This window comes from Streptomyces sp. NBC_00377 (assembly GCF_036075115.1).
Taxonomy (GTDB): Bacteria; Actinomycetota; Actinomycetes; order Streptomycetales; family Streptomycetaceae; genus Streptomyces.
This window is the reverse complement of sequence record NZ_CP107958.1, coordinates 1,090,533-1,112,475: the sequence shown is the minus strand read 5'-3', so window position 1 is coordinate 1,112,475 and position 21,943 is coordinate 1,090,533. Positions and strand designations below refer to the sequence as shown.

21 protein-coding genes are annotated in these 21,943 nt (G+C 73.3%); 9 read left to right on the top strand and 12 right to left on the bottom strand.

All coding sequences use genetic code 11. The features are described from left to right. The first annotated feature begins 9 nt into the window (after positions 1-9). Entirely contained in the window at positions 10-735 is a 726-nt protein-coding gene (locus tag OHS71_RS05005; protein ID WP_328477187.1) for a DUF2470 domain-containing protein, read from the top strand. Here OHS71_RS05005 and OHS71_RS05000 read toward each other — a convergent pair. Continuing rightward, entirely contained in the window at positions 703-1,992 is a 1,290-nt protein-coding gene (locus OHS71_RS05000; RefSeq protein ID WP_443046855.1) for a lactonase family protein, read from the bottom strand. The two genes, OHS71_RS05005 and OHS71_RS05000, sit on opposite strands and share 33 nt — an antisense overlap. Before the next feature lie 153 nt (positions 1,993-2,145). Beyond that, complete coding sequence (locus tag OHS71_RS04995) at positions 2,146-3,399, bottom strand: FUSC family protein (protein ID WP_328477185.1); 1,254 nt, start codon at positions 3,397-3,399, stop codon at positions 2,146-2,148. Between the two features lie 568 nt (positions 3,400-3,967). On the opposite strand from OHS71_RS04995, the gene OHS71_RS04990 reads away from it, so the two are divergent. From OHS71_RS04990 to OHS71_RS04980, 3 genes are all read left to right on the top strand, one after another. Beyond that, entirely contained in the window at positions 3,968-4,930 is a 963-nt protein-coding gene (locus tag OHS71_RS04990) for a phosphotransferase family protein (RefSeq protein WP_328477183.1), read from the top strand. A gap of 98 nt (positions 4,931-5,028) precedes the next feature. Next, positions 5,029-6,321 carry an ROK family transcriptional regulator gene (locus OHS71_RS04985; RefSeq protein WP_328477181.1) on the top strand — a complete coding sequence of 431 codons (1,293 nt, stop codon included), beginning with the start codon at positions 5,029-5,031 and terminating at the stop codon, positions 6,319-6,321. A gap of 180 nt (positions 6,322-6,501) precedes the next feature. Then, positions 6,502-6,747, top strand: a complete 246-nt coding sequence (locus OHS71_RS04980; RefSeq protein ID WP_328477179.1) for a hypothetical protein — start codon at positions 6,502-6,504, stop codon at positions 6,745-6,747. 583 nt (positions 6,748-7,330) lie between these two features. On the opposite strand, the gene OHS71_RS04975 is transcribed toward OHS71_RS04980, so the two are convergent. Further along, positions 7,331-8,359 (bottom strand): SDR family oxidoreductase, encoded by a 1,029-nt coding sequence (locus OHS71_RS04975; RefSeq protein WP_328477177.1) that lies wholly within the window; start codon positions 8,357-8,359, stop codon positions 7,331-7,333. 166 nt (positions 8,360-8,525) lie between these two features. Here OHS71_RS04975 and OHS71_RS04970 point away from each other — a divergent pair, with 166 nt between their 5' ends. Continuing rightward, positions 8,526-9,359, top strand: coding sequence for an alpha/beta fold hydrolase (locus OHS71_RS04970; RefSeq protein ID WP_328477175.1), 834 nt, complete (start codon positions 8,526-8,528; stop codon positions 9,357-9,359). On the opposite strand, the gene OHS71_RS04965 is transcribed toward OHS71_RS04970, so the two are convergent. The 4 genes from OHS71_RS04965 to OHS71_RS04950 form a co-directional block, all read right to left on the bottom strand. Then, positions 9,322-10,347: an SDR family NAD(P)-dependent oxidoreductase gene (locus tag OHS71_RS04965; protein ID WP_328477173.1), complete on the bottom strand. Its 1,026-nt coding sequence runs from the start codon at positions 10,345-10,347 to the stop codon at positions 9,322-9,324. The genes OHS71_RS04970 and OHS71_RS04965 overlap by 38 nt on opposite strands. 291 nt (positions 10,348-10,638) lie before the next feature. Continuing rightward, positions 10,639-11,739 carry an FUSC family protein gene (locus OHS71_RS04960; RefSeq protein ID WP_328484397.1) on the bottom strand — a complete coding sequence of 367 codons (1,101 nt, stop codon included), beginning with the start codon at positions 11,737-11,739 and terminating at the stop codon, positions 10,639-10,641. Positions 11,740-12,478: 739 nt separating this feature from the next. Continuing rightward, positions 12,479-13,135 carry an HAD family hydrolase gene (locus OHS71_RS04955; RefSeq protein WP_328477171.1) on the bottom strand — a complete coding sequence of 219 codons (657 nt, stop codon included), beginning with the start codon at positions 13,133-13,135 and terminating at the stop codon, positions 12,479-12,481. Between the two features lie 37 nt (positions 13,136-13,172). Beyond that, positions 13,173-14,213, bottom strand: a complete 1,041-nt coding sequence (locus OHS71_RS04950) for a PHP domain-containing protein (RefSeq protein ID WP_328477169.1) — start codon at positions 14,211-14,213, stop codon at positions 13,173-13,175. Positions 14,214-14,353: 140 nt separating this feature from the next. Here OHS71_RS04950 and OHS71_RS04945 point away from each other — a divergent pair, with 140 nt between their 5' ends. Continuing rightward, positions 14,354-14,590, top strand: coding sequence for a hypothetical protein (locus OHS71_RS04945; RefSeq protein WP_328477167.1), 237 nt, complete (start codon positions 14,354-14,356; stop codon positions 14,588-14,590). Positions 14,591-14,620: 30 nt separating this feature from the next. On the opposite strand, the gene OHS71_RS04940 is transcribed toward OHS71_RS04945, so the two are convergent. After that, the gene (locus tag OHS71_RS04940; RefSeq protein ID WP_328477165.1) at positions 14,621-15,220 is read right to left on the bottom strand and encodes a VanZ family protein; all 600 of its coding nucleotides are present in this window, start codon (positions 15,218-15,220) and stop codon (positions 14,621-14,623) included. Between the two features lie 96 nt (positions 15,221-15,316). After that, complete coding sequence (locus OHS71_RS04935; RefSeq protein ID WP_328477163.1) at positions 15,317-15,997, bottom strand: DUF4230 domain-containing protein; 681 nt, start codon at positions 15,995-15,997, stop codon at positions 15,317-15,319. A gap of 193 nt (positions 15,998-16,190) precedes the next feature. Between OHS71_RS04935 and OHS71_RS04930 the strand changes: the two genes are divergently transcribed. Beyond that, a complete protein-coding gene (locus OHS71_RS04930; protein ID WP_328477161.1) occupies positions 16,191-17,144 on the top strand; it encodes a ribose-phosphate diphosphokinase in 954 nt (317 codons plus the stop codon). A 67-nt stretch (positions 17,145-17,211) separates the two neighbouring features. Here the strand turns inward: OHS71_RS04930 and OHS71_RS04925 are convergent, their stop codons facing one another. Both OHS71_RS04925 and OHS71_RS04920 read right to left on the bottom strand, forming a co-directional pair. Next, complete coding sequence (locus OHS71_RS04925; protein ID WP_328477158.1) at positions 17,212-17,619, bottom strand: anti-sigma factor antagonist; 408 nt, start codon at positions 17,617-17,619, stop codon at positions 17,212-17,214. A 165-nt stretch (positions 17,620-17,784) separates the two neighbouring features. After that, on the bottom strand, positions 17,785-18,249 hold the full coding sequence (locus OHS71_RS04920; protein WP_328477156.1) for a MarR family winged helix-turn-helix transcriptional regulator: 465 nt from the start codon (positions 18,247-18,249) through the stop codon (positions 17,785-17,787). A gap of 104 nt (positions 18,250-18,353) precedes the next feature. Between OHS71_RS04920 and OHS71_RS04915 the strand changes: the two genes are divergently transcribed. Both OHS71_RS04915 and OHS71_RS04910 read left to right on the top strand, forming a co-directional pair. Further along, positions 18,354-19,808 (top strand): aldehyde dehydrogenase family protein, encoded by a 1,455-nt coding sequence (locus OHS71_RS04915; RefSeq protein ID WP_328477154.1) that lies wholly within the window; start codon positions 18,354-18,356, stop codon positions 19,806-19,808. A gap of 25 nt (positions 19,809-19,833) precedes the next feature. After that, positions 19,834-20,940, top strand: a complete 1,107-nt coding sequence (locus OHS71_RS04910) for an NAD(P)-dependent alcohol dehydrogenase (protein WP_328477152.1) — start codon at positions 19,834-19,836, stop codon at positions 20,938-20,940. A gap of 6 nt (positions 20,941-20,946) precedes the next feature. Here the strand turns inward: OHS71_RS04910 and OHS71_RS04905 are convergent, their stop codons facing one another. Next, complete coding sequence (locus OHS71_RS04905) at positions 20,947-21,897, bottom strand: NADP-dependent oxidoreductase (protein ID WP_328477150.1); 951 nt, start codon at positions 21,895-21,897, stop codon at positions 20,947-20,949. Between the last annotated feature and the right edge of the window lie 46 nt (positions 21,898-21,943).

The following is a 21,943-nucleotide window of genomic DNA, read 5'->3' as shown; positions in this document are numbered from 1 at the left end:
AGGTTTAGGATGGGTGACAGCCAAAGCTGGGCTGCCGTGCCCGCCGCCGCCGAGCGGGCCCGTTCGGTGCTCGCGGCCTCGTGGTCCTGCACGGTGACCGCCGACGGCGGACGCGAGGAGTTCGTCGGAGCGCACACCGTCGACGCGGACGGCCGGGTGACCCTGCACGTGCCCGAGGACAGCGCCCTGCTCACGGCGGCGATCTGCGCGCCCCGGGGCGAGCCGTCCGCCGTGCTGGAGTTCGCGGACGTCGCACCCGTTCCGGTACGCGGCCGCATCCGCGCCCGGCTCTGGCTCGCCGGCTGGTTCACCCCCGAGGACGGCCGGCTCGCCTTCCACACCACCCGCGTGGTGCTGAAGGAACCCGCCGGCGCGGTCGTCGTCGCCCTCGACGAGTTCGCCGCCGCCGCACCCGACCCGCTCACCACCGCCGAGGCGCACCTGCTCACGCACCTCGCCGACGCCCACCCGGACGCGGTCGAGCGACTCGCCCGGCTCGTCGAACGGGACAGCCTGCACGGCGCCGTCCGCGTCCAGCCGCTCGCCGTCGACCGGCACGGACTGACGCTGCGCATCGAGCGCGCCCGCGCCCACGGCGACGTACGCCTGCCCTTTCACGCACCCGCCGACGACGTCGGCCAGCTCACCGAGCGGATGCACGTCCTGCTCACCCAGGCGGCCGCCGCGTCCTGCCCCCGCTCCCTACAGCGGCAGCGCACAGACGGCGACGGGTGACGCGAACGGCTCGCCCGCGAGACGCAGTTCACCGCTCGTGTCGTCCACCTCGAAGACGCCGACCGTGCCGGACCGCTGGTTGGCGGCGAACAGCAGGCGGCCGTCCGGCGACAGCGCGATCTGGCGCGGGAAGTCGCCTTCCACCGGCACCGTGCCGAGCAGCCGCAGCCGCGCCCCCTCCGCCTCCACCGCGTAACGGGCGAGCGTGTTGTCGCCGCGATTGGCGAGGAAGGCGTACGCGCCGTCCGGTGTGACGGCCAACTGCGCCGGGTAGTTCACGTCCGCCTTCGCGCCCGAGGACTGCGGCCGCCCGATCGTCAGCCGGCCGCTCGACGGCTCGTAGGCGCAGACCGAGACCGTGTCGTCGGCCTCGTCGGCGAGGTAGGCGTACCTGCCGCCGGGATGGAACGTGAGGTGGCGCGGACCTGCGCCCGCCCGGGTGTGCGCCTGGGCGACCTCGGTGAGCGTCCCCGCCTTCTCGTCCAGGCGGTAGCTGTACACCGTGTCCGTACCGAAGTCGACGGCGAGGACATGGCCGCCGTCCGGAGCCGTGATGAACTGGTGGGCGTGCGGCCCCTCCTGACCCGGACGGGGCGCCGGGCGGTCGTGCGTCACCGTGTCGGTGCGCTCCCCGAGCGCCCCCGAGGCGTCGATCGGGTGCACGGCCACGCTGCCCGAGCCGTAGTCGGCGCTCAGCAGCCACCGCCCGCCCGGATGGACCGACAGGTGGCAGGTGTGCGCCCCGCCCGTGGGCCTGCTGCCCAGCACCGCGTGGTCGGACAGCCGCACCGCGGTCACGGCGCCCCGCTCGCGCTCGTTCACCGCGTACAGCGTCGCGCCGTCCGGGTGCACCGCGAGATACGACGGGTCCTGGACGCCGGTGATCGTGCCCCGGCCGGTGATCCGCCCCGAGACCGGGTCGTACGAGGCGACCCCGATCCCCTTCCCGCCGCCCTCGGCCGAGGTGTAGGTGCCCAGGTAGAGGGGGCGGGGACCGGAGGAACCCCGGGTGGCGCGCGGGGAGGCGGACGCCGAGGACGACGGCTGTCCGGGCCGCGAGGCCTGCGGCCCCTGCTGCGGTGTCTCCCGGGCGGCCCCCGGGCGGCCGCCCCCGCCGCCGCACCCGGCGAGGGCCGACGCGACGGCCGCGCCGCCGAGCATCCCGACGAAGCGGCGTCTGCTCCGGCCGTCGCCGAGCTCCCGGTTCTGACCGGGCCGCGGGGACCCCCGTCGCGCCGCTTCCGTCCCACTGCCCATGCCCGCACCTCAGGTCGTCCTGCGCCTCAGCCGTGACCGCCACCTTGACCCGGCCGGGCCGTCGAACGCAAAAGCGGTCCGTCGGCACAGTGGGCAGCCCGGTGCGCCCGGCGCTCAAGGCGCGGCGCGGGCGATCGGGACGACGTCGTTCCCTCAGGTGGAATGCCGGCCGAACCCCGTACGGCTGCGCCACAGCTCGTCCTGGACGCCCAGGCGCTCGCGCATCCGGGTCAGCCGTGGCATCCGGTCGCTCTGCTCCCGCGACACCCGGTCCAGGTCCTCCAGGAGACGACGGGTGCGGTGCTCGGTGTCGAGCTCGTCGATGATGCGGTTCACCTCGGTCAGCACCGCGCCGTGCAGCTGCCACTGGCGGGCGTCGTGCTGGAGCTGCTCCAGCAGCAGCTGGGCGAGCTTGTCGCGGGTGGCCGCGGCCTGCCGGAGCTCGGCGGTGAGCCGTGCCTCGGCGGCATCCGCGTCGAGGCTGACGCTCGTGGTCACCAGCACCGCGAAGCTCACCACCGCGTCGGCGATCTCGGAGAGCAGCCGCTCCAGGACCTGGCCGGTCTCGGGCGGGAACAGCGCATCCGGCTCGCGCTCCTTGGCCAGGTCGGTCAGGGTCCTGGCGAGCACCCGAAGCACCACCGTGCAGATCTCCAGCGTGTCCAGGCCGGTGCGCAGCACCACCCGGTGCAGCAGCCCCTCCCGGACCCGCGGATTGAGCCGCAGGCTGTCCTCGGCCTGCCGCAGGGCAGCGTCCACCTCGACGATGTCGTGGTCCAGGCGGCGCGCCTCGTGCAGCCGGGCGGCCGCCTGCTCCGCCCGCGTGCGCCCGGCGGCCTCCTCGCCGATGCGCAGCATCAGCTGCCGCAGTCGGCGGGCCAGCCCCTCGATCGACTCGCCCGCCTCCTCCACCCACACCGGGGGCGGCAGCAGCAGGTTGCAGCCGAGGCCGACGAAGGCGCCGATCAGCGTCTCCACCACCCGCGCCCAGGCCGTGTCCCCGACGGTGGTCACGCCGAGCACCAGCATGGCGCTGATCGCCACCTCGGGGACGTACTCGTCGACCCGCACCAGATGCCCCACGCCCAGCGAGGCGACGATGAGCAGCGCGAGGCTCCACCAGGTCAGTCCCACCAGGAGACTGAAGGCGATGGCCACGAGCACCCCGGCCACCACCGCGTTCACCCGGCGGATGCCGTTGGTGAGCGTCGCGTACAGGGTGACCTGGACGACGAGCAGAGCCGTCAGGGGCGCGGTGAGCGGTAGCGCTTCGGGGCTCAGGCGCAGGGCGATGACATAGGCGACGGTCGCCGCCGCGGCGGCCCGCAGCGCCTGGACCACGACGGGTTCCCGATGGCGCTGCACCAGCCGCACCAGGGGCGCTGCACGTTCACGTACTTCTTGCATCGACAGTCCAGTTCCCCTTCCCCGCGGCCTCGAACGTTTCTTCAGCATCTCGCGGCCCGCGACGGACGGCCGGTTGGGTCGATCGGCCCCTTGCGGAACGTATCCGTCCGCAAGTCGTCCCTGGACTGTTCTCAGTGGTCGGGGCGCACACCGGGTGCGCGACACCGGAGGGGGAGACCATGGCGGACACGGTGATCGGGAACGGGGTCGAGGCGCCCGGTCGGGCTCATGGGCCGGACGACCGGCGGGACCGGCGGGACCGGAGCGAAGGGCATCGCGCTCCTGGCCCGGGCGCACGACTGCCTGCGCGAGGTGGCCGCGGACGTCGGTGACCCCCAGCGGGGCCCGGCGACGCCGTGCGGCGGATGGACGGCACGGCAGGTGCTCGACCACGCGGGGGCGCTGCGTCGGCGTCCGCACGGCCCGCTCCCCGGAGCCGTTCCGTACCCTGTAGCGGGACTGAGGGCCGGGCGTCGGCGGCACGGTGGCCGAAGTGCCGCTGAACGCACCGGTGGGGGCGGCCGTCGCGTCGAGGACGGGGGCGCGACCGGAGGAAGGGGCGGGCGGGGTGACGGACTCCTGGGAACGGGCACGGCGCGTACTGGAGGCAGCGGGCATCCCGCCCGGCCGGCTGGCCCGGGTCGCTCCGCTCGGCGGAGGCACGTACAACACCGTCGAGGAGCTCCGCCTCACGGACGGCGGTCACTACGTGCTGAAGGTCGCGCCCACCGCCCCGGGGCTGAGCCACGAGAGGCGGCTGCTGGTCGCGGAGGCGGAGTTCTGCCGTGGAGCGGCCGGGACCGGGGTGCCCGCCCCCGTGGTCGTGGCCCTCGACGGACGGTGGCTGCTGATGACGGTGTGTCCGGGCTCCCCCTGGGACGACTCCGTGACCGCACACGAGAAGGCCGGACTGCGCGGGGAGCTGGGGGAGCAGGTGGCTCGTCTGCACCGGGTGACCGGGCCGGGCTTCGGCTACCCCTCCGGCGCTCTCGGCCCGCTCGCCCCGGACTGGCGCACCGCGTTCACCACGATGTTCGATGCCGTACTGGCCGACGCCCGCCGCTACGGCGCCCCCCTGCCCCGCCCCGCCGACGAGGTGGCCGCCGTCGCCCGCGCCGCGTACGACGCCCTCGACGAGGTCACCGTCGCCACGCTCGTCCACTTCGACCTGTGGCCGGGCAACGTGCTGGTCGACCGCGTCGACGGGAAGGCCCGGATCGGTGGCCTCGTCGACGGCGAGCGCATGTTCTGGGGCGATCCCGTCGCGGACTTCGTCTCCCTGGCGCTGCTGGGTGACATCAGGAAGGACGAGCCGTTCCTCGAGGGCTATCGCAGGGTCGGGGGGCATGCCGTGTTCGACGCGTCCGCCCGGCTGCGACTGGCCCTGTACCGCGCCTACCTCTACCTGATCATGCTGACCGAGACGATCCCCCGAGCGTACGGCGCCGAGCACAACCGCTGGCTGGGCGAGACGGTCGCCCCGGAACTCCTCGCGGCGCTGGACGAGATCGAAGCCGCGGGCGTCTCTTAGCTCACATCGTGAACTAAGGGTTGGAGGAATGTCGCGGTCCGACCGTCCGCAGGGGTATGTTGCAGGTCGGGCAGGGTGCGGTGCGGAAAGGGAGCGACATGACGGGGCGGAACGGGCGCACGGTACGCGACCTCAGGCGGGCCAACCGCACGGCCGTGCTGCAACGGCTCTACTTCGACGGACCCCTCAGCCGCTTCGAGCTGGGCCCGGCCACCGGCCTGAGCTCCGGCTCGGTGAGCAACGTCGTCGCCGACCTGGTCGCCGACGGACTGGTGGAGGAGGCCGGCAGCGTCGACTCCGACGGCGGCCGCCCCCGCATCCTGCTGCGGGTGGTCCCGGCCAGCGGTCACATGATCGGCGTGGACGTCGGCGAGACCCGGGTGAGGATCGAGCTGTTCGACCTCACCCTCACCGAACTGGCCCGGGTGGAAAGGCCGTTGGAACAGCGGCGGTACGAGGTCGACGGGATCGTCGGACACATCCGCGACGGCGTCGCCGAGGTCCTGGACGCCGCCGGCATCGGCCCCGGACAGCTGCTCGGAGTGGGGATCGGTGTCCCCGGCATCATCGAACACACCCCCGGGCAGGGTGCCGTCGTGCACGGCCAGACGATCGGCTGGGACGCCGTCCCGGTGGAGGCGCTCCTGCGTGAGGTCTCCACCCTCCCCGAGTCGGTTCCGTACTTCATCGACAACGGCGCCAAGACCCTCGGCCAGGCAGAGATGTGGTTCGGCGGCGGACGCGGCGCGCACAACGCGGTCGTCGTCCTCTTCGGCTCGGGCGTCGGCGCCTGCCTCGTCACCCCCGAGGTCGAGCACGGCCGGGCCGTCGAATGGGGGCACCTGACCGTACGGGTGCGCGGCCGCCGCTGCCGCTGCGGCGCCCTGGGCTGCCTGGAGGCGTACGCGGGCGCCGAGGCGCTGCTGGAACGCTGGCGCGAGCAGGGGGGCCGCCCGCCGGAGGGCGTGGACGAGGAGACCGCGCTGACGGCGATGCTGGGCGCCGCCTACCCACCGCAGGGTGACGGAACCGCGGACCCCGTGGCGCTCGAGGTCCTGGAGGAGGCCGCCGAGTACCTGGGCGCAGGTCTCTCCGACCTGATCAACCTCTTCCAGCCCGAGCGCATCCTCATCGGCGGCTGGGCCGGACTCCAGCTCGGTGCCCGCTTCCTGCCCGCCGTGCGCCGCCACGCCACCGCGTACGCCCTGCGCCACCCCGCGCAGAAGGTGACCGTCGAGCTGGGACGGCTCGGCCCCGACGCGGTCACCGTCGGCGCGGCGATCCTCCCGCTCGCCGACTTCTTCGCCCGCGGCGGCCGGCGCCCCGAGCCCGCCCCCGCCGGCCCGGCCCCCGTCTGGCGAACGGTCCTGGAGGACCGGGCCCCGCGCTGATCCCCGCCCGAGCCCTCCGCCCGAGGCCCGTACCGCCCGCACGGTATCCGGGGATCCGGACACCCGACCCCGGGTTCACGTTTCGCTGATCACCGGAGAGGTACTCGCCTCCCGCCCGGGCGAGCGGCGCCCGGGATTGTCGCCCGCCCCGGTGCGGTGCGACGGCGAAGGGAGGACGTCGTGGCCGTACAGCGCTCCGGAGGCACCGGCGAGAGCAGCGCGCCGATCCCGCGCGACCTGCCCGACCAGCAGGCCGGCCAGGAGGAGGACCCCTGGGACATCGGCGACTCCGAACAGCCCGAGGAGATCTCGGAGGAAGCGCAGGACGTCCCCGACACCGACGAGGCGGGAACGGGCCGGCAGGGCGCGCCCCACGCGGACATCGGTCAGTCCGACCATCCCGCGCCGGACGAGCCGTCGGCCTGAGGAGCTTTCCCCGGGTATGGCCGAGCGGATCCGCTCAGGGCGTCCGCCACGGCCGCGGCGTCCGGGGCGGCCCCGGCTGCGGCCCCCGGCCACGAGGACGCGCCCGCGCGCCGCGGCCCCGGCCGACCTTGCGGCGGCGAAGGCCGTGGAACGAAGGCTCGGCCTCGTCGCCGAGACCTGTCGGGAGGGCCACGCGGGCACGCCGCTGCGGACCGCCCACGTGCTGACGACGGCCGGCGCGGCGGGAGCGGCGGTCCTGCGCAACCGGCGCGCCACGGCCGTCGCCTGCGGCGCCGCCCTCCTCGCCCGCAACCGGCACGCGCTTCGCCGTCTTCGCCGCCGGGACCGGCTCGTCGGCACCCGCTTCGGCGTCTTCGCCGCCGGGGACCGCCTCGGCGCAGGACCCCAGGCACACGGTGGGCCCCAACGCCACGACCTCGACGCACGAACTCGACGAGCGGGCGCACGCCCTGCCCGAAGACGACCCGGCCGCCTGACGACAGCGCGCCGTCCGCGCTCAGGCGGACGGCGCGCTGTGGTCAGGCGGTCCCTTCGCCGACGGGAGCGGCCGGTGACCGTCCGCTCAGCCCACCTTGCGTCCGCGCAGCGGCTTCGTGGCTTCGCCGTCCCCGTTGCGCAGACCCAGCAGGAACTCCTCCAGCACCTCCGGCGCCGTGTGCAGCGGCTGCCAGCCCAGCTCGACCCGGGCGCGGGTGCAGTCCATGAGGGGAAGCCGCAACACCGCGTCGAAGAGGTGCGGTGAGGCCGGGAGCAGGTGCAGGCCCCAGGCCGCGGCGATGGCCGACCGGGCCGCGGTCCGGGGCAGGCGTACCGGGCGGGCGTCGAACATCTCGCCGAGCAGCTCCGCGTCCACGGTCGGCTCGGCGGCCAGGTTGAAGGCGCCCCGCACCGGCGTGCGCAGGGCGAGCCGGTACGCCTCGGCCGCGTCGTCGGTGTGCAAGGCCTGCACGCGCAGCCCCGGGACGTCCGGCAGGAAGGGCAGCAGCTCGGGCCGGGCGATCGGGCCGGGCAGGAACCTTCCGCCGAAGATGCGCCGCTGCTCGCTCGCCGACTCCCGCTTGAACAGGAACGCCGGCCGCATCCGTACCACCCGGGTCTGGGGGTGGTCCCGCTCGAAGGTGTCCAGGGTCCGTTCCAGGTAGGCCTTCTCCCGGCAGTACGCGGCGTCAGGCCAGCCGTGCGTGGGCCATGACTCGTCCACCGCACGCTCCTTCGGCCCCGGCGAGTACGCGCCCACGGAGGACGCGTGGACCAGCACGGGCACCTGCGCGGCGGCTACCGCCTCGAAGACCCGGATGCTGCCCAGCACGTTCGTCCGCCAGGTCGTCGCCGGATCGTGCGTGGGCTGGAACGCCCAGGCCAGATGGATCACCGCGTCGGCGCCCGCGAACACGCCCGCCAGATCGTCCCCGTCGGAGGCCAGGTCGACGGCGGTCCACTCGGTCTTCGGCACGGACCGGTCCGGGATCCGCCGGGCCAGACCGCGCACCGAGGCGACGTCCGGATCCTCCGACAGCAGACGCACCACACTCGTGCCGACGTTGCCCGTGGCGCCCGTGACGACGACCTTGCTGCCCGTTGCGCTGCTCACCTTGGTCTCCTTTCGGCGGTACGCGCGGAGAGGACCGCCCGAGTACCCGGCAGGCAGCGGCGCACGCGGCATGACCCCGGAGGTAATCGACGCCCGGCGACCGGGCCGCAAGCATGGACGACGTACCCGACCTTCGTGTCCGTCCGAAGATTGCAGGAGACAACCCATGCCGTACTTCACGAGCCCCGTCGACGGCGCCCGGCTGCACCATGTCGACCACGGCCCCGCCGACGGGCCGGTGCTCGTCTTCGTGAACAGCCTCTACTTCGGCGCCGAGATGTGGGAGTACCAGATGCTGCCGCTGGCGCGGGAGGGCCACCGCTGCGTGGGCTTCGACCGGCGCGGCCACGGGCGCTCCGACGACGTGTGGGGCGGCTTCGACCTCGACAGCCTCGCCGACGACGTGCGCGGCCTCCTCGACCACCTCGACCTGCGGGACGTGACCCTCGTCGGGCACTCGGTCGGCGCCGCCGAGATCGTCCGCTGCCTGACCCGGCACGGCACGGACCGGGTGGCCCGGGTGGCGCTCGTCGCCGGCATGACGCCCGGACCCGCACGGTCGGCGAACCATCCCGAAGGTGTCGACCCGGAACTGCTGCTGGCCGGCGTCGAGACGTTCCGGCGCGACCGCTCGGCGTTCTTCGCCGACGGCGCCCACGCCTTCTTCGCCCTGGACCGGCCGGGCAACGGGCTCTCCGAGGCGTACGTCGAGACCATGATCCGCCGCTGCCACGGCTCGACGGCACGGGCCGGCGTCGCCATAGGGGAGCTGATCGCCGCACTCGACGTCGCCCCGGAACTACCCGCGCTGGACCTGCCCGTGCTCGTCGTGCACGGCACCCACGACACCTCCGCGCCCCTGGAACTGACCGGCCGCCGCGCCGCAGCCCTCGCCCCGCGGGCCACCCTCGAGGTGTACGAGAACGCCGGTCACGGCCTGTTCGCCACCCACGCCGACCGGCTCACCTCGGACCTGCGGAAGTTCGCGGCGGGGGCGTGACCCGGGCCGGACGTGCCTGACCCCGGGCGGCGAACGCGTCGACCCCGGTGAGTTCGGCGGACAGCTCCCACAGCCGCGCCGCCTGCTCGGGGTCCGTCGCCCAGTCCTTGACGCCGACCCGCTCGCCGTCCGCCGGGGCGGGCTCGGCGATGTCGCAGTCCTCGAGGTAGACGCCGCCCAGACCGGCCAGCTGCGGCGAGGTCGCCGCCCACACCTGGGTGGCCGCGCCCTGCTCCGGGGTCTTGAAGCCCTCGACCGCGAGGACGTTGCCGTCCTCGTCGATCCACCCGCGGTCCACCATCTCCTGCTTCGGCAGATGCCGCTGGAGCGGAGTGAGGATGCCCCCGGGGTGGAGGGAGAAGGCGCGCACACCCCGGTCCCGGGCGAGTGCGTCGAGGTGGACGGCGAACAGCACGTTCGCGGTCTTGGCCTGCCCGTACGCCTCCCACTTGTCGTAGCCCTCGCTCCAGTGGACGTCGTCCCAGCGGATCCCCGAGAAGTGGTGGCCGCGCGAGGACACGGAGACGATCCGGGCGCCGCCGGGCTCGATGGCCGGCCAGAGCCGGTTGACGAGGGCGAAGTGACCGAGGTGGTTGGTGGCGAACTGGGCCTCCCAGCCGGGGCCGACGCGGGTCTCCGGGCAGGCCATGATCCCGGCGCTGTCGATGACGAGGTCGATGGCCCGTCCCGAGGCGAGGAACCGGTCGGCGAAGGCGCGCACGCTCTCCAGGTCGCCGAGGTCGAGGTCGTCCGTCTCGACGCCGTCGAGACCGGCGAGGTTCTCGCGGGCGGTGTCCGGACGGCGCGCCGGCACGACGACCCGGGCCCCGGCCCCGGCCAGCGCCCGGGTGGTCTCCAGGCCGAGGCCGGAGTACCCGCCGGTGACGACGGCCAGCTTCCCGGTCAGGTCGATGCCCCGCAGGACCTCGTCGGCGGTGCTCGTGGCCCCGAAGCCCGAGCCGATCTTGTGCTGTGCGGTGTCGCTCATGTCCAGCACGCTACGGATTGGAGTGCGCTCGAAGTCAAGCAGCGGGGGCCGGGCGCCCGGGACAGGGGAAAGCCCCGACCGGACGGGGGAATCACGGTCGGGGCGGCCTGTGCGTGGGCGCGGACGGCGGTCGCCTCTCGGCGGAACGCTCCACAGGGCTTCAGCCGGACGATCGTCCCTGTGGGCAAAAGGTGAGGCCCGGGGACACTGTCCCGTCCGCACCCACGAATGGTTCAACGGAGAACTTCCTATGGGTGTTCCCGGGTCCGCCACCGCGCGTGGTGAGGTGCGTCACCGCTTCGGCGTGGTCGGGATGAGTTCCGCCCACAGGTTGTCCACCTGCAACAACAGGGTTCCCAGCACCGCGGTGTGCGGCGAGCCGTCGCCGGCGTGGTCGCGCAGGCTCTCCTCCAGTCGGCCCCGCAGCTCCTCCATCTCCGCCCCGCGCCGGGAGTCCGGCTCCGGGGGCCGGTCCGCCGCGTCGGCCTGGCAGGCGTCCCCGACGAGATCCAGCAGCCGGGCGTAGGTCCTCAGGGCCGCCTCTTCCGGCGGAGCGGGCGTCCGGTCGCCGTCCGCCGCGACGGCGAGGGTGCGGGTGAGAGCCGTGACATGAGCCGTCACGCGGCTCCAGCGGTCGTCCTCGGCCTCCGGCGGGGCGTCGAGCGGGCCCCGGCGCAGTCCGCGCAGCGGGCCGGAGGTCAGACGCAGGCTCTCGCGGCTCCAGTCCCGTGCGGAGCGCAGTCCGTCGCGCCGCCGTTCGAGCCGGGCGGCGGCGCGCGACCACTCGGCCGTCGTCGCCGCGTCCCACTCCCCGTCCCGCAGGCCGGCGGCGACCGCGTGCAGCACCTCGCCGACCTCCCGCGCCAGCGCGGTCAGGTTCTCGCGCACGTCCCGCAGATGGACCGGCGGCAGCACGAGCGCGTTGACGGCGACCCCGATCACCGCCCCCAGCACCGCCTGCCCCACCCGGTGCCCCACCGCCGACGGCGTGACCGTGCCGGAGGCGAGCGTGAAGACGGCCGTGGTGGCCGCGTAGATGCCCTGGTCGCCGAAGCGGGGCCAGTTCGCGAGCAGCATCAGCGGCGGCACGGACAGCGCGAGCGCGCCCAGCGGGTCGCCGGTGACCGCCTGAGCCGCCGAGGCGCACAGAGTGCCCGCGCAGATCGCGGTGCACTGCTGTCCGGCCTGCCGCAGCGACCCGAAGACGGTGGCCTGGACCAGCACCAGCGCCACCCAGGGCGCCATCAGCGCCATCGGGTCGCCCAGCAGGTTCTTCGCCACGACCCAGGCCAGCAGCGCGGCGCCGGCCGCCTTGAGCGACTGCACCACCAGATCCCGCTCGCGCCCCGGGCCCCGCCAGGCCGCCCGCACGGCCCGCCCGGCACCGGCCAGGTCCCGTCCGGCGGCCCGGACGACACCGAGAGCGGCCCCCGCGACGACGGAACCGCCCGTGCCTTGTGCGTTCCGCCCGGTGCTTTCCGCGTTTCGCCCGGCGGCGTCGGTGGCCCGCCCGCCGCCAGGACCGCCCGGGACCGGCTCCCGCCCGGTGGTGCCGGTGACCCGTGTGTCGGGCGGGCCACCGGTGTCCGTGCCGTGTCCGGTGGTGTCGGTGGCCCGGGCGGGGGCCGGGCCTGTGGCGTCCGTGTTGTGTCCGGTGGTGTCGGTGATCCGGGGGGCGGACGGGCCACCGGTGTCCGTGCCGTGTCCGGTGGTGCCGGTGACCCGTGTGTCGGGCGGGCCACCGGTGTCCGTGCCGTGTCCGGTGGTGTCGGTGGCCCGGGCGGGGGCCGGGCCTGTGGCGTCCGTGTTGTGTCCGGTGGTGTCGGTGATCCGGGGGTCGGGCGGGCCACCGGTGTCCGTGCCGTGTCCGGTGGTGCCCGCGTCGGGCGGGCCACCGGTGTCCGATCCCTGCCCGGCGGCGCCCGCCGACCGGCCGGTGGTCCGGTCGGGCGGGATCGGATCCCGCTGTGCGGGCCGGTCGTCGGTGTCCTGCTTCGTCTCGTGCCGCATGGCCCTGCCCAGGGCACGCGTCGTCCTGCGTTGTACGGCCTTCGCCCACGTCATCCGCTGCGGGTGCCCAGCCGGGCCCGGGCTACGGCGTGTCCCCCGTTACGTCCCCGGCCGCCGTGCCTCAGGCGAGCGGGCTGTCCGACAGGGAGGACAGGAGGTCCGCGGGGTCGGCGTAGACGGCTTCCGCGCCCGCCTCCATGAGGTCGGCGCGCGGGATGCCGCCGCACAGGACACCCACGCAGCGCACTCCGGCCCGTCGGCCGGCCTTCATGTCCCACACGGTGTCCCCGACGAAAACGGCCTGCCCGGCGGACGCCCCGACCAGTTCCAGGGCGTGTTCCACCGGCTCGGGGGCGGGCTTGCCCTCCTCGACGTCGTCCGCGCTCGCCGTCGCCGCGATGACGTCGTCGGCGTCGATGGCGGCCCGCAGGGCGGACAGCTCGGCCCCGCTCGCGGAGGTGGCCAGCACGACCGTCCAGCCGACGTCGTGCAGCGTGCGCAGCAACGGACCGGCGTCCCGCAGCGCGGGCAGCCGGTCGAAGTACTGCCCGTACAGGGCCTTGTGAGCGGCGCTGAGCTCGGCGTCCTGGTCCTTGTCCCGGTCGTCGCCGAGCAGGTGGGCGACGAGGTCGTCGGAGCCCAGTCCGACCGCCCGGTGCACGGCGTGCATCGGGACCCTGTGGCCCGCCTGCCGGAAGGCTTCCCACCAGGTGATCACGTGCAGGTGGTTGGTGTCGACCAGGGTGCCGTCGACGTCGAACACGGCAGCGCGTGTCATCACGGGTTCCTTTCTCTCGAACACTTCGGGTACCACCTCAGGCGCCCGCCACGCCCGCGGGCACCCGCCCCTCCCGCGTCCAGGCCAGCAGGTCCGCGAGCTCCCAGGCCGTCACGATCCGTTCCGCCGGAACCCCGCACTCCTCGGCCCGCGCGCAGCCCAGGATCTGCCAGTCCAGCTGACCGGGCGCGTGCGCGTCGGTGTCGACGGCGAACAGCGTGCCGGCCTCCACGGCCCGGCGCAGCAGCCGGCGCGGCGGGTCGAGCCGCTCGGGCCTGCTGTTGATCTCCACGGCGGTGCCTGACTCGGCACACGCGGCGAATACCTCGTCCGCGTCGAACTGCGACTCGGGCCGGCCCTTCCCGGTGACGAGCCGCCCGGTGCAGTGGCCGAGGATGTCGGCGTGCGGATCGCGGACCGCGGCGACCATGCGGCGCGTCATCGCCCGGGACTCCATGCGCAGTTTGGAATGGACGGAGACGACCACAACGTCGAGCCGCTCCAGCAGCTCCGGCTCCTGGTCCAGCGACCCGTCGTCGAGGATGTCGCATTCGATGCCGGTCAGCAGCCGGAACGGCGCCCAGGTCGCGTTGAGTTCCTCGACCACCTCCAGTTGCCGGCGCAGCCGCTCGGGGGAGAGCCCGCGGGCCACCGTCAGGCGCGGTGAGTGGTCGGTCAGCACGGTCCAGTCGTGGCCGAGCGCGGCGGCCGCCCGGCCCATCTCCTCGATGGGACTGCCGCCGTCGGACCAGTCCGAGTGGACATGGCAGTCGCCGCGCAGCAGGGCCCTCAGCCCGGCCCCCGCGCCGTCCGTCAGCGGCCGGCCGGCCTCGCCCTCCAGCTTCTCCAGGTAGGACGGGACCTGCCCGGCGAGGGCCTCCCGCACGACCTGCGCGGTCTTGGGGCCCACTCCCTTCAGGGACTCCAGCGTCCCGGCGGCCGCCCGCTGCCCGATCTCCGCCGCGGGCAGTGGGGCCAGCACCCGGGCCGCGGTACGGAAGGCGCGCACCCGGTAGGTCGGCGCCAGGGAACGCTCCAGCAGGAAGGCGATCCGGTCCAGCGCCTCGACGGGATCCATCGCCACCTCCTGGCTCCAGAGTTCTCCATGGGCGGGCGGACCGCACCACGGGTGGGGCCGGAGCGTTCCCGGCCCCACCCGTGGCGGAAGTGCGCTATTCGATGATTCATACCCTTTGATTCCGCTCTACCCTCTATGTCATGAGCGAAATCGCGGGCTTCCGTATCCCCCAACCGCGGATCCTGGTGCTCGGGGTACAGCCGGCACCGGCGCCGTTCCGCATCGTGGAAATCGACCGCGAAGTGGTCGGCGAGGCGAGGGACGTCACCGACGTCCTCGAGATAGCCGCCGCGTTCGGCATCACGGTCCATGACCTGGACGACCCCGACACCGTGCGCTGGGTGGGCGGGGACAGGTACACCTGGACCCCGCGGTGACGGCGGTCCGGCTTCCTGTCCCCGCGCCCGTCACACCCGCTGTCGCCTTGCGTGCACCGCGCGGCTCACCCTGCGTCCCAGGAGCAGGTAGCCGATCAGGGCGCCGGTGGTGTTGAGGATGACGTCGTCGATGTCGAAGGCACGTCCGGTGACCAGTGCGCCCTGGGCGAACTCCACCAGCAGCATGACGCCCGCGGTCAGCAGCAGCACACGCAGCAGCCCCCGCGCCTGCGGAGCGACCACCGGCACCAGAACGCCGAAGGGCACACCCAGCAGCACGTTCCCGCCGATCTGCTTCACGGCGTCGCGCAGTTCGGGCTGGTCGAGGTAGGCGCGCAGCGAGTCGCCCGGACGCAGGTTGGAGTGCACCAGCGCCGCGGAGGCGGGCGACGGCTCCAGGGTGAGCCGGGCGAGGACGACGGCGAACGCCACCATGAAGGCGAAGGCGAACAGCATCGCCAGCGCCCGCAGGGGGAGCGGCAACGGACGGCGTTCGGTGTGTGCGGCCTTCTTCGACGAGGCGGCCTTCGGGTCGGACCTCCTGGTCCCGTTCTTCGGCGGTGCGGGCTCCTCGGTCCGGCCGGCGCGCGGGCGGAACACGGCAAGCGGACGTAGGGCTGCACGGGACATCCGGTCCTCCAGTCTTCAACTTCCCAGCGTGGTGGGGCGGTTACCCCGGAACGGCGGAGGAATGCGGTGCGCGGTCGGTGTTCCTCCGCGGCGGGCTCAGGGGCCGTACGTCACCTTCACGTCCACGAAGCCGAGGGAGTGCAGCAGCCCCTTGAGCATGTCGGTGGTGTTGGTCTCGGCGCGCGAGGTCAGTTCACTCTCCTTCGCGGCCTCGGAGATGTGCTTGACCGCCAGTTTCTGGACGGCCTGCTCCCCGCCCGGGTTGTCCGAGAAGAGGTCGCCGAGGCGGTCGAAGAGACCGCGCTGCTTGGAGACCGCGTAGGAGCGGTCGGGGTCGAGGGCCGGCTTGCCGAGCAGGGCGTGCGGCAGCCGGAGCGTGGCCGAGGTGCGGTCGCCGTCGACCGTCACGTCCTTGTCGCCGACCTTGCCGAGGTCGACGTAGGCGTCCACGGTGCCCGCCCCGACGTACAGGGTGCGCGTGCCGCGGATCGCGTCGGGGAGGTACTTGGCGTCCTTCTCCAGGTCCACGACGACCTGGAAGTTGCCGGAGGCCGCGTCGTAGCGGCTCATGTCCTGGATGGACTCCAGCAGGGCGGGGCCCGAGCGGTCATGGGTCTCGGTGCCGAAGAAGTCGCGCAGTCCCGGCAGCAGGCTCAGCCGGATCCCGGCGAACATCACGACGAGCACGACCACGACGGCGGTGAGCACCTTGGCCCAGCCGGGCATGCGCCGGGGGAGGCGCTTGGTGGGCGTTTCGGGCTTGAGAGAAGTCGTCATGCGGACGGCCCTCCTTCCTACTGTCCGGATGCCCGCCGATTGCCTTGTCAGACCGCGCCGTTGACAACCTGTGACAGTGCGGCCACGCGGGGCCGTCCGCTCGGCGGCCGGGTCCTCGGAGTGGGCAGGACGGACCTGGTCCGTAGCATGAGAACTCCCGCCCCAGCCGGACATGATCAGCGAGGAGCCGATCGTGCGAGACATCTCCGTGTTCAGCGGCAGTGCCCACCCCGAGCTGGCCGCCGAGGTCTGTACCCACCTCGGTGTGCCCCTGAGCCCCACCCGGCTCAGCAGGTTCGCCAACGACTGTCTGGAGGTCCAGCTCCAGGCGAACTGCCGGGAGCGGGACGTCTTCCTGGTGCAGCCCCTGGTCAGGCCCGTGCAGGAGCACCTCGTCGAGCTGCTGCTGATGTGCGACGCGGCCCGTGGGGCGTCGGCGGGCCGGATCACGGTCGTCATGCCGCACTACTCCTACGCCCGCTCCGACAAGAAGGACGCGCCCCGCATCTCGCTGGGCGGCAGGCTGGTCGCGGACCTGATGGCGGCGGCCGGCGTCCACCGTGTCCTCGCCATGACCCTGCACTCGCCGCAGGTGCACGGCTTCTTCTCGATGCCCGTCGACCACCTGCACGCCCACCGCGAGCTGGCCGCCCACTTCCGCCGCTACGACCTCACCCGCACCACCGTGGTCTCGCCCGACCTCGGCAACGCCAAGGAGGCCGCCGCCTTCGCGCGGATGATCGGCGCCCAGGTGGCGGCGGGGGCCAAGCAGCGGTTCGCCGACGACCGGGTCAGCATCAGCGCGGTGATCGGCGAGGTGGCTGGGCGGGATGTCATCGTCCTCGACGACGAGATCGCCAAGGGCAGCACGGTTCTGGAGCTGCTGGACCGGCTGCGCGAGTCCGAGCCGAGGTCGATACGCGTGGCCTGCACGCACGGCCTGTTCGCGGCCGGGGCCCTCAAGCGGCTCAGCGAGCAGCCCGACGTGCTGGAGATCGTGTGCACCAACACGGTGCCGGTGCCCGCTGAGGAACACACCGACAAACTGCGGATCCTGTCCATCGCGCCCGCCCTCGCGGAGGCCGTGCGCCGCATCCACAACGGTGAGTCGGTCAGCGCCCTGTTCGACGCGGCACGCGGTGAGTAGACGGCACCTGGTGAGCGGACGGCTCGCGGTGGGTGGACGGGGGGGTCGAGTAGCGCGTCGAGCGCCGTCATAACGTGCCGGAGGCGGCTTCCGGTTGGTCCAGGGCCGCGTCCAGCGTCGCGGCGGGCGGCAGGAGCCGGTACAGCCCGGTGGCCCGCAGGATCCGCAGGGTGAGCCGGTGGGTGCAGACGAGGTGCAGATGCCCGCCGTGGTCGAGGACGCGGCTGCGCGCCCGGTACAGCAGGCGCAGCCCGGAGCAGTCGAAGAAGTCGATCCCGGTCAGGTCGATCACGATCCGCGGGGCGGGGCCGCCCGTGGCGTCGTCGAGGTGCGGGACGATCTCGGTCGCCGCGACGATGTCGATCTCGCCCCGGAACTCCAGCACCGTGTACCCCCGGTCCTCGCGGACGCGTAGATGCAGGGTGTCCGCCGCGGGTTCCTCCAGCACGACGACATCGCCTCCAACCCGCTCCACCGGTCGGGAGCCTCCAACGGCCGGGGAGCAGACAGCAGTTCCCCGCCCCGCAAAGTTACCCCCGATGGAGTGAATTCCAGCATGTTCGATTGACATATGTCTTCGAAATTACAACCAATCTGCCGGAGTTTTTTCGCGTCGTGAGCGAAGGGGTGCGCCGGGCGCTCAGGAGAGCGCGTGCCACGCCTTGGAGAGGGATGTGCGCAACTGCTCCGTCTGGTGCGCGGTGAGCTCGCGCACCATGCGTTCCTCCAGCTCCCGCACCGGTCCGGCATGCCGGTCGAGCAGCTCGCGCCCCTCCTCGGTGAGCATGATCAGGAGCTCGCGCCGGTTGCGGGGATTGCGCTCGCGGCGGATGAGGCCGCGTCCCTCCAGGGAGCGCACCAGGTCGGCGATGGACTGGGCGGTCACGAAGGAGTCCCGGGCCAGCTGGGCGGCCGACAGGCCGTCGTGCCGCTCCAGCACGGTGAGCGCGGTGTACTGGAGGGCGGTGATCCCCGACGGCTTGACCAGCTCGTCCAGATGGGATCGCACGACCAGCTCCACCTGCTTCACCATGTAGAGCAGGGACGGCGGTGCCTTGAGGGGCTGAGGTGCGGACGCTGCCTTGGTTGTCTGGGTGCCGGCCATGAGTCCGAGCGTAGACCATTGACAGGAAACCTGTCTGTAATGAGACTGCGGACCAACAGGAATCCTGTTTGTTGAAATCTTGGCGACGATGCTGAGGAGTGGTGATGACCACCTTCGAGATCGACCCCGGTCGACTGTTCATCGGGGGACAGTGGCGCGAGGCCGCGGACGGAGCGCGGACCGAGGTGGTCGATCCGTCCCGGGGCGCGGTCGTCACCACCGTCGCGGAGGCGGGCGCCGCCGACGTCGACGCCGCCGTACGGGCCGCGCGTGCGGCCTTCGACGCCGGGCACTGGTCCGCACTCAGCGGCCGGGAGCGCGGCCGCGTCCTGCTCCGGGTGGCGGAGCTGATCCGCGCGGAGGCCGACGAGATCGCCCGGCTGGAAAGCCTGGACGTCGGCAAGCCGATCACGCTGGCCCACGCGGTCGACGTCACGAACGCGGCCAACGACTACGAGTACTTCGCCTCCCTGGCCTTCTCCCTGGACGGCGCGAACCGCGACACCCCGATGAACGCCCTCGCCTACACCAAGCGGGGCCCGGTCGGCGTGGTAGCCGCGATCACCCCGTTCAACTTCCCGCTGATCCTGGCCGGCTCGAAGATCGCCCCGGCCCTCGCGGCCGGCAACACGGTCGTCCACAAGCCCGCCGACGAGACCCCGCTCAGCGCGCTGTACATGGCCGGGCTGTTCCAGCGGGCCGGTGTCCCCGACGGCGTGGTCAACGTCGTCACCGGCGCCGGTCCGGTCGCGGGCGAGGCGCTGCTGCGGCACCCCGGCGTCGACAAGATCGCCTTCACCGGCTCCACCGCGATCGGCCGGCACGCCGCGAGCATCGCCGGCGAGAACCTCAAGCCGGTCACCATGGAACTCGGCGGGAACGCCGCGCACCTCGTCTTCGAGGACGCCGACCTGGAGAAGGCCGTCGGCGCGGTCATCAAGGGCTTCGTCTTCAACACCGGCCAGTTCTGCATGGGCGGCCCGCGTCTGCTGGTGGCCCGCCCGGTCTACAGCACCCTGCTGAGCATCCTCGCCGAGGCCGTCCCCGGCGTGCCGGTCGGCGACCCCCGGCAGCCGGAGACCGTCGTCGGCCCGATGGCGGGGGAGAAGCACCTGCGCAAGGTCGAGGAGTACGTCGAACTGGCCCGCAAGGAGGGCGCCCGCATCGTCTGCGGCGGCGAGCGCCTCGACCTCGACGGCGGCTACTACTACAAGCCCACCGTGATCGCCGACCTCGCGAACGACTCACGCGTCGTGCAGGAGGAGATCTTCGGACCCGTCCTCACGGTCCAGCCCTTCGACGACGAGGACGAGGCCGTCGCGCTCGCCAACTCGACGCCGTACGGCCTGGCTTCGGGCGTGCAGACGGGCAACCTGGCCCGCGCGCACCGCGTCGCCGACCGCCTCCAGGCAGGCATCGTCTGGGTCAACGACTGGGCGATGCTCGACCCGGCCGTCCCCTTCGGCGGCGTCAAGGACTCCGGCTTCGGCCGCGAGTACGGCCCCGAGGCGCTCCACTCGTACACCAAGGTCAAGTCCGTCGTCGTCTCGCTCGACTGAGCGCCGCATCCCGGGAGTTCGAACGATGCCCATCACCACCCGCGCCGCCGTCGTCGAGTCCGGCGGAGCCCCCTTCACCCTGTCCGAGGTCGTCCTCGACGACCCCGCCCCGCACGAGGCGGTGGTCCGGCTGGTGGCGGCCGGACTGTGCCACACCGACCTGGGTGTGGCGAGCGGCGGACTGCCCTTCCCGCTGCCCGGAGTCCTCGGCCACGAGGGTGCGGGCGTCGTGGAGTCGGTCGGGTCCGCCGTCACCGGCGTGGCCCCCGGCGACCACGTCGTGCTGTCCTTCACCTCCTGCGGCGACTGCCGCAACTGCCACGGCGGCCACCCGGCCTACTGCGCCACCTGGCTCCCGATGAACCTCATCGGCGGCCGCCGCGCAGACGGCACCAGCACCATCAGCCGGGACGGCGAGCCCCTCGGCGGCCACTTCTTCGGCCAGTCCTCCTTCGCCGAACGGGCACTGGTCGACGAGCGCAGCCTCGTCAAGGTCGACCCGGACGTACCGCTGGAGTCGATCGCCCCGCTGGGCTGTGGCGTCCAGACCGGTGTCGGCGCCGTCTGGAACGTGCTGAAGCCGGTGGCCGGCGCCGCGATCGTCGTCCTCGGCGCGGGAGCCGTCGGCCTGTCGGCGGTCATGGCGGCCGCCCTCTCCCCGGCCACCACGATCATCGCGGTCGACCGGGTCGCCGAACGCCTCGCCCTGGCCAAGGAGCTGGGCGCCACGCACACCGTCGACGCCGGCCAGAGCGCGCTGGGCGAGGCCGTCGCGCAGATCACCGGCGGACAGGGCGCCGACGGCATCGTGGAGACCACGGGCAGCACGGCCGTCCTGCGCCAGGGCGTCGACGCGCTCGCCGCCCGCGGCACCCTCGTCGTCGTGGGCGCACCGCCCTTCGGCAGCGAGGTCGCCCTGGACGTCAACGGGCTGCTGGGCGGCAAGCAGGTCGTCGGCCTCACCCTCGGCGACAGCGAGACGCAGACCTTCATCCCGGCCCTGGTCGAGCTCGTCAAGGCGGGGCGGCTCCCGCTGGACCGCCTGATCGGCACCTATCCGTTCGCCGACATCGACCAGGCGGTGCGGGACATGACCGCGGGCAAGACCATCAAGCCCGTGCTCACCTTCTGACGTCCGTCAGCCGACCGTCAGGACCAGCTTCCCGCTGGTCCGGCCGGTGTCGCCGAGCCTGTGGGCCTCGGCGGCATCGGCCAGCGGGAACGTCCCCGCGATCGTGGGGCGCAGCTTTCCGGCCTCGACCAGCTCGGCGATCGCCCGCATCCCCGCCCTGTCGGCGTCCACGAGCATCCGCACCGCCCGGACGCCGAGCCGCTCCGCCTCCCGGCCGAACTCGTCCGACCCCACCGGCAGGATCGACACCACGGTCCCGCCCGGCCGCAGCACGCGCAGGGACCGCACCGAGGTGTCCCCGCCCAGCGTGTCCAGGACCACGTCGACGTCCTTCACGACCTCGGTGAAGTCGCTCTCCCGGTAGTCGATCGCCTCGTCGGCGCCGAGCTCGCGCAGGAAGTCGTGCTTGCCCGCGCTCGCCGTGCCGATCACATACGCGCCGCGCGCCTTGGCGATCTGCACGGCGACATGGCCCACGCCCCCCGCGGCCGCGTGGATCAGGACCCGCTGCCCCGCCTCGAGACCCGCGGTCTCCACCAGCGCCTGCCAGGCGGTCAGCGAGACCAGCGGCAGGGCGCCCGCCTGGACATGGTCGATCCCGGCCGGCTTGTGCCACAGGGCGCGGACCGGAGCGATGACGTACTCGGCGTGCGAGCCGTGGCCGAAGGGGTAGGGCAGCATGCCGAAGACCTCGTCACCCGGCGCGAAGACGGCGACGCCGACACCGACCGCCTCGACGGTCCCGGAGACGTCCCAGCCCAGGACGAAGGGCGGCTCGCCCAGGAATCCGCCCGTGGCGCGGTGCTTCCAGTCGGTCGGGTTGACGCCGGCGGCGCGCACCCGGACCAGTACCTCGTTCGGACGCGGCGCGGGCCGCTCCACCTCCACTTCCTTCAATACCTCGGGGCCGCCGAGGGTGTCCTGGCCGATGACGCGCATGGTGTTCTCAGTCCTCATGGTGAACCAGCCTGCCGGGCCGCACCCCCGCGGAAAATGGCAAGAT

Bases quoted from the DNA above. Each gene is read 5' to 3' on its own strand.
- OHS71_RS05005 (WP_328477187.1), top strand. From the start codon at position 10: ATGGGTGACAGCCAAAGCTGGGCTGCCGTGCCCGCCGCCGCCGAGCGG.
- OHS71_RS05000 (WP_443046855.1), bottom strand. From the start codon at position 1,992: ATGGGCAGTGGGACGGAAGCGGCGCGACGGGGGTCCCCGCGGCCCGGT.
- OHS71_RS04995 (WP_328477185.1), bottom strand. From the start codon at position 3,399: ATGCAAGAAGTACGTGAACGTGCAGCGCCCCTGGTGCGGCTGGTGCAG.
- OHS71_RS04985 (WP_328477181.1), top strand. From the start codon at position 5,029: ATGACGGGGCGGAACGGGCGCACGGTACGCGACCTCAGGCGGGCCAAC.
- OHS71_RS04970 (WP_328477175.1), top strand. From the start codon at position 8,526: ATGCCGTACTTCACGAGCCCCGTCGACGGCGCCCGGCTGCACCATGTC.
- OHS71_RS04965 (WP_328477173.1), bottom strand. From the start codon at position 10,347: ATGAGCGACACCGCACAGCACAAGATCGGCTCGGGCTTCGGGGCCACG.
- OHS71_RS04955 (WP_328477171.1), bottom strand. From the start codon at position 13,135: ATGACACGCGCTGCCGTGTTCGACGTCGACGGCACCCTGGTCGACACC.
- OHS71_RS04950 (WP_328477169.1), bottom strand. From the start codon at position 14,213: ATGGATCCCGTCGAGGCGCTGGACCGGATCGCCTTCCTGCTGGAGCGT.
- OHS71_RS04945 (WP_328477167.1), top strand. From the start codon at position 14,354: ATGAGCGAAATCGCGGGCTTCCGTATCCCCCAACCGCGGATCCTGGTG.
- OHS71_RS04940 (WP_328477165.1), bottom strand. From the start codon at position 15,220: ATGTCCCGTGCAGCCCTACGTCCGCTTGCCGTGTTCCGCCCGCGCGCC.
- OHS71_RS04935 (WP_328477163.1), bottom strand. From the start codon at position 15,997: ATGACGACTTCTCTCAAGCCCGAAACGCCCACCAAGCGCCTCCCCCGG.
- OHS71_RS04920 (WP_328477156.1), bottom strand. From the start codon at position 18,249: ATGGCCGGCACCCAGACAACCAAGGCAGCGTCCGCACCTCAGCCCCTC.
- OHS71_RS04915 (WP_328477154.1), top strand. From the start codon at position 18,354: ATGACCACCTTCGAGATCGACCCCGGTCGACTGTTCATCGGGGGACAG.
- OHS71_RS04910 (WP_328477152.1), top strand. From the start codon at position 19,834: ATGCCCATCACCACCCGCGCCGCCGTCGTCGAGTCCGGCGGAGCCCCC.
- OHS71_RS04905 (WP_328477150.1), bottom strand. From the start codon at position 21,897: ATGAGGACTGAGAACACCATGCGCGTCATCGGCCAGGACACCCTCGGC.